At 37.0% G+C, this 1,114-nt stretch carries 1 protein-coding gene and 1 pseudogene; both read right to left on the bottom strand.

Annotation, left to right across the window (positions count from 1 at the left end):
* Positions 1 to 372: 372 nt before the first annotated feature.
* Positions 373 to 702 carry a hypothetical protein gene (locus HMPREF3129_RS00515; RefSeq protein WP_017827408.1) on the bottom strand — a complete coding sequence of 110 codons (330 nt, stop codon included), beginning with the start codon at positions 700 to 702 and terminating at the stop codon, positions 373 to 375.
* A gap of 2 nt (positions 703 to 704) precedes the next feature.
* Positions 705 to 1,114, bottom strand: a pseudogene (locus tag HMPREF3129_RS00520) (RHS repeat domain-containing protein); the annotation flags it as partial.

A 1,114-nucleotide genomic window follows, 5' to 3' on the forward strand; every position in this document is an offset into this window, starting at 1 on the left:
GCTGATTGACTTGCAGTGAAGTTAACTCCCCCAGTGCCCCAAAAGCATAATGCAACTCCCGTTCACCAAAACGGGTCAATGCCAGTGTATTATCAGTATCATTCCATTGATGAACAATCTCTTGTCCATTAATACGTTCATCTTAAACGAGAGTTTAGTATTGATATCCGATAGTGAAAGCATTCGAACAATTAAGCTGCAATACTAACAGCAAGCGCAACTCAGTGCCATCAAACACACCATGCGCGAGCTGATGCGGAAATATACCAACGACTAAAGGGGAGACTGAGCTAGCACAACTGAGCAACCCTTAAAAATAAGTCAGCCGGAAGTTCTCGGGATCTTTCCGGCTAGATTTAATTACTCAAAATATTATTCTGGGCCATTCCATTCAAGTTTTTCTTTCAAGTGCTCAGGAACGAGACTAAATAGCCTTTTTATATCATCTTCATGAGAAAAATAATTTGTACATTTTCTTTTGTCAGCATTTTCCAAATAGAATCGCGCATGACTATTTAAAAAAAATATATCATGTTCAGTCATTTCTTCTTCAGGAAGAGATATAACAATATTATGTAATAGCTCAGCCTCCATATAACAAGACTTATCAAAGGCTTTTCTAAAGCAAGAGTGTGTTTGCACATTTCTTATATAAGATAATGACTTCCATAACATATTTGAATATATACTTATTTTTCTCATTCTTAAAATCCTAATTTGTTTCTTAAATTACTAAAGAAACTTCTGGATGGCATAGCTCTGGCATCAGTTGGTGGTGAATTTGTTCTTGTCCATGAACCATTTTCTATTAATTTATTAATATATTTAGCATCGCCTGTTTCTTTATATATTTCTTGAGCTGCAACCATTCTATGATGCCCTTCCCCCATATAATAAATTCCATTGGAATCTACAAAGCCACCAACTTGATTTTTGGGAAGTGAAAAATCAAAAGTGCCGTCAAGCATATCTTTTTTCATACCATCAATCTGTTTAGGGTTTCTTAATCCGATTTGTGTAGCTTTTATTTTTGGTGGTGGACAACACGCCAGCCCAAACGGATCAACCCACCCCGTCGGACAATGCACATACCCATACGGATTCAGCCCACCCA

It is taken from the genome of Proteus sp. HMSC14B05 (assembly GCF_001808035.1).
GTDB lineage: Bacteria > Pseudomonadota > Gammaproteobacteria > Enterobacterales > Enterobacteriaceae > Proteus > Proteus mirabilis.

Coding starts and splice junctions, on each gene's coding strand:
- HMPREF3129_RS00515 (WP_017827408.1), bottom strand. CDS start 702: ATGAGAAAAATAAGTATATATTCAAATATGTTATGGAAGTCATTATCT.